General features: G+C 53.5%; 5 protein-coding genes. 3 read left to right on the top strand and 2 right to left on the bottom strand.

The window, feature by feature from the left end:
* Positions 1 to 371 precede the first annotated feature (371 nt).
* The 3 genes from DSM107133_RS24965 (at position 372) to DSM107133_RS24955 (ending at position 1,771) form a co-directional block, all read left to right on the top strand.
* Positions 372 to 662 carry a type II toxin-antitoxin system RelB/DinJ family antitoxin gene (locus DSM107133_RS24965; RefSeq protein WP_114291582.1) on the top strand — a complete coding sequence of 97 codons (291 nt, stop codon included), beginning with the start codon at positions 372 to 374 and terminating at the stop codon, positions 660 to 662.
* A complete protein-coding gene (locus DSM107133_RS24960) occupies positions 634 to 954 on the top strand; it encodes a type II toxin-antitoxin system YafQ family toxin (protein ID WP_243253663.1) in 321 nt (106 codons plus the stop codon). The genes DSM107133_RS24965 and DSM107133_RS24960 overlap by 29 nt, the downstream gene beginning before the upstream one ends.
* Positions 955 to 1,420: 466 nt before the next feature.
* Positions 1,421 to 1,771 carry an excisionase family DNA-binding protein gene (locus tag DSM107133_RS24955; protein ID WP_114291578.1) on the top strand — a complete coding sequence of 117 codons (351 nt, stop codon included), beginning with the start codon at positions 1,421 to 1,423 and terminating at the stop codon, positions 1,769 to 1,771.
* Positions 1,772 to 1,850: 79 nt separating this feature from the next.
* On the opposite strand, the gene DSM107133_RS24950 is transcribed toward DSM107133_RS24955, so the two are convergent.
* Together DSM107133_RS24950 and DSM107133_RS24945 are read right to left on the bottom strand one after the other, a co-directional pair.
* Complete coding sequence (locus DSM107133_RS24950) at positions 1,851 to 3,044, bottom strand: plasmid recombination protein (RefSeq protein WP_243253664.1); 1,194 nt, start codon at positions 3,042 to 3,044, stop codon at positions 1,851 to 1,853.
* A 168-nt stretch (positions 3,045 to 3,212) separates the two neighbouring features.
* On the bottom strand, positions 3,213 to 4,223 hold the full coding sequence (locus DSM107133_RS24945; RefSeq protein ID WP_240310339.1) for a protein rep: 1,011 nt from the start codon (positions 4,221 to 4,223) through the stop codon (positions 3,213 to 3,215).
* Positions 4,224 to 4,511: the final 288 nt, after the last annotated feature.

The raw sequence follows: 4,511 nt of genomic DNA, 5'->3' as shown, positions 1-4,511 counted from the left end.
CGCCGCACACTTTCAAAGTGCGGCGGATGACTTGATATTTCTGCGAGATGCGCATATTCTTTCCTCAGATCACCGGGCTTCGGCCCGGTTGCATATTCGGGGCTTCGTTCCACATATCATCCGCCAAAGATAATAGATGTGGGGCAACGCCCGGTGATCACGCTACAAGCCTCGGTTCGCCGGGGCTTTCGCGTTTCTGAGGCACATGTTACATTTTTTTGATCGGATCCGTCAAGCGTCTCAATGCTCTAAGTCGTTGAGCGGAAATACTTTTTCCGATACCCCAAGAATCATCAATTTAATATTCGCGGAAATACTTGATTTTGTTGCTCAATTGAGCCACATGTTGGTTATCAAAAAGGAGCATCATTATGCCCGCAACCGCAACTCAGAACGCATTTGTTCGCACTCGGATCAATAACACGCTGCGCGATGAAGCAGCAGCAGTTCTTTCTGATCTGGGACTCACCGTATCTGACGTGATGCGAATGACCCTTACACGGATCGCAAAAGAAAAGGCGATACCGTTCGAGCTGGTCGTTCCTAACGCTGAAACCCGCGCTGCCATCGATGAAGCTCGTGAGCTTCAAGCCACACGAGCCGCAAGGTTCACAACTTCCCAGGAACTCTTTGATGGCCTCGAAAAAGAAAGCGGCTGCTGAAAAGAGAGCCGCTCTACCTCTTGTCTCAGATTACGCCAAATCATTTCAGAAAGACTGGACCCGTTTATCCAAATCAGGGCGTTACGACATGCACCGCCTCAAAAAGGCAATGCTGTTGCTAATAGCAAACGACGCTCCTCTTGGGCCTGAATGGTCGGACCATGGGCTTACAGGAAAGTGGGCAGACACTCGTGAATGCCACATTGGTGGAGATTTCCTTCTTATCTACAAGAGCGATGATACCAGCATCATTTTTGTCAGAACTGGCACCCATGCCGAACTTTTCGAATGATCAACGTTTAAGGCATCCGAACAAGTCCAGATGAGGAAAGGGGGCTCTGCCCCCTTCAACCCGCGCCCCTCTGAACCTTCACCAAAGCAGCAGCTACAGCCAGGTCATCGGATCAGCCTTTGTGCCCCACGTGCTCGCCACGACAAGCACAATCACGGTTTCCACGCGCAAGCGCGCGGACCCTCCGAGATTCTGCTTGTCGCGTCTGCGCTCGCGGTGCCCTGCGTCTTCACCCGATGACCTGGCTCCGAAGCAGCAGCTACTATCAGCGGTCTGATCCGCGAGGTCATCTCTCAAATTTCAGGCCTTGGCATAGAAGCTTTTGCTTCTGATCATTGTAGTGGTGCAGCGGCGCACGCTGCCCGCCCCAGGGCGGAATATGGGGGTTTTCTTTGTTTTTCCGGAATTTCCTGTCACTGTCGCTGCGACAGTGACGCGACAGTGACGCACGACAGTTGAGAGACACATGACAGACAGTACATTTCTAACGCCAGCCGCAGCCGCGAAACGCGCAGGCTGTGGTCGAACAAAGATCATGAAAGCCATTGAAAACAAGGCCCTGAAAGCTGTCCGGAGCAATCGGAATAGATGGCAAATCAAGTCCGAAGACTTAGAAGATTGGATGACTGCGAACATCGAAGAGACACAAAGCGACAGTGACGCAGACAGTCAAAACGACACTGAAACGACAGTGAAAATCACACGTCTTGAAGCTGAGAATGAAGCTCTCAAACAACGCGCCAGTGATCTTGAGAAAGACAGAGATGAATGGCGCGAACAGGCCCAAAAGTCTGTCTGGAAACGGCTGTTTGGTTAAGTTGATCTACAACGCAGCGTATCGCCGCTGCACCACTCTCCAATGATCTGAAGCAAGCTTCTATGCCAGGGCCAATTGATCAAAAGTCAGGCCCATAATCATCATCAGCAAGATCTTCAGGCTTATCTGGTGCTACAGCAGCTCTGATAGCCGCGCTCAGCTTCTTGAGCTGCATGCCAATGGTTTTGCCCGGGTCTACGTCAAGCCACTCAGCAAGCCCCCTAAGCGCTCTGTCAGCAAAGAGTGCGACGCGAGACAGCTCTTTTTTTTTCGATGCGATCTCAGATTCTGACATTTCGACGTTCATCTCTCGCACGAGCAAATCGCCGTAGCGCTCGTTGTAGTCACTTTCTCGCTTGAGAAGATCAGCTTCGCGCACTGCCAGTTTTTCGGATTTTGTCGATGTTGCAGTTTGAGCTTTGTCGATCATCACAGCTTGCTTTGTAAGCTTAGCTTCTCGATCGTCAGTCTCAGCTGTTTTTTGATCGAGTGCTTTGCGATCGTTGTCTAAAGCGAGTTTATCAATCTCGACTGTCTCAAGCGTGTCAGCATAGAGACGCAAACGCTCTTTCTCTTCTTGCCACTCTTTGCGTGTTTTGCGTTCGCGTTTTGGACCCGTGCGCGTGAGACCAGACGGCGCTCCGACGGCTGCAAAATACTCGTCCTGGAAATCTCGCATAGCAGCTCTGTAAGCCGCATTTGCAGCTTTCGTGACAGCTTTGCCGTCCGACCCGCTAGACTTCAGTTCAGCACCCGCACGCGCTTTTGCAGCGTGTCCTGGATGGAGGTTTTGAGCAAAACAGCCTGGCTCATTATCGGGCAGCACATACGCGTGAAGATGCGGATATTCTTCGTCTTCGTGTTCGATGACTGTTTTTAACTGAGCTCCATATTGCTCGCTCAAAAACTGAATGTTGAGATCACGCCATTTTTCATATCGACGCATCTCGTCCGGATCTTTTTTGAGATCTTCGACAGCGACAGGATACGACATGACAACAGTGAACAGGGTGTCTCTGTCATCTCTGATTTTACGATGCCGGATACCCTTCTTTGTTTTCACTGCTGTTGCATTGCGGTCCAGCATATCAGCGTGCTCTTCTCGCAGCTGATCCAGAGATACACCATGCACTAACTTTGGCGGCTGAGACTCGATCACATGAACAGAAAATTCAGCGTCTCTCAGCGCTTCTTTGATCACTTGATCGACGCTGTTTCCAGCTTTGTTCGGTTTGACGCTATACGTCTCGATATGAATAAACTGCGGTCCCATAGACAATTAGATACGGTCGACAGAAGAAAGTCAGAAACGCTACTTTTTCCGAAATCTGTTACTTTATAGTGACCGACTATAGAGTAGCAAAAACCCCGTTGGGATTTTTGGCCCCCTTTGGGGGCTAAACTACTCTGTCTCTCGGCCTGTGGCCTCACCTGCGCGGCCCTACGGCCCTTGCCTTAGAGGTGGCCTGATCGCAGCCAGTGCCGCAGCCGCCAAACCGCCCTCCCGCGGCCGATACGGCTGGTCATGCTCGATCACGTCACCAGGCATATGACCCGCGATAAGCTCTGCCACAGCCTCATCTGGCCCGACCTCCTCTGCCCGGTCGAGCAGCTCCGAGCGGCGATCCGCACGACGCACCGCCACGTTATCGCGCCACACCTGGTGCGGGATATTCGCCCTTGCCGTCTCTGTCTGTCCCTCCTGCTGCTGATCCTGTGCCGCTTCCTCGTCATCGACTTCGCCGACACCCGCCAACGCTTTCAGCCCACGCGACCAGACGAGCTGACGGCGCCCGTGAAACACAGTCGCATACTCAGCCCACAAATAGCCGGCCTTTCGATCAGCCTCATCACAGGACCCCGCCAAAAGCTGAGCTGGCGTCCGGCCTGTCCGGCCCCGGCCCTTCTTGCGCTGTGACAAGGTCAGCTCTTCAGCTGCACCCCATTTCGCGATGTAGTTTCCCGCTGCGTCTGCGTCCTGAGCCTGAAATGCCGCCCCAGCTCCATCAAGGCCCGCACCGCGTAAAGAAGCCAGCCAAGCACCTCTCAGCGGCTCTAAGTCCGTTTCCTCGTCGAGGATCACAATCACATGGAAATGAGGATGCCAGCCGTGCGCACCGCCCCCTGTCACCTCTGTCGCCGTTACATTTCCGATCATGCGCGGCTTAATCTCGCGATAAGACCGATGCTGCGCCCATCGACGTTTCGCGTCCTTCATCCGGTCCAGCAACTCCGCAAGATCATCATCGCGACCATGACGCGCGGTAAGCGTCAGCATCATCACGCGGTGGCTCTGCGCCCTCGCCCACGCCAGGAGCTGGTTCATTTCATCGCGCCGGGTTTCCGAAATTCGCGCGCTACAGCACGGACAGGCCCAGACAGACCCGCACGTCTGCAATCCCTCATAATGCACCTGGTCGCCTTGTCCCTCGCCATACGACGATGCAACCATATCCACGCCAGCCGCCTTGGATACGACCGACCAACGACAGAGACCCACCCGCGCTTTACCACCGAGGAGGCCCGCCGCATGTCGTTGATGACGGAAACGCACACTGCGATTTTCAGAATTTCCCTTATTTTTATGGCTATCCGTCGAAAAGTGGCCAACGGATTTCGCAGTAGTACCAAGGGGGGCCTTTTCGGCCCCCTGATTCGACGTCCCGGACGCCCCTCGATCAGCATCGAAAGGTGCGCGAACTACCCGATTTTGTGTTGTGAATCTATTCTGACACAGCAT

Origin of the sequence: Pseudosulfitobacter sp. DSM 107133, from assembly GCF_022788695.1 — a bacterium.
Taxonomy (GTDB): Bacteria; Pseudomonadota; Alphaproteobacteria; order Rhodobacterales; family Rhodobacteraceae; genus Pseudosulfitobacter.
Note: the sequence above shows the minus strand (reverse complement) of the source record. Positions and strands in the feature narration are given on the sequence as shown.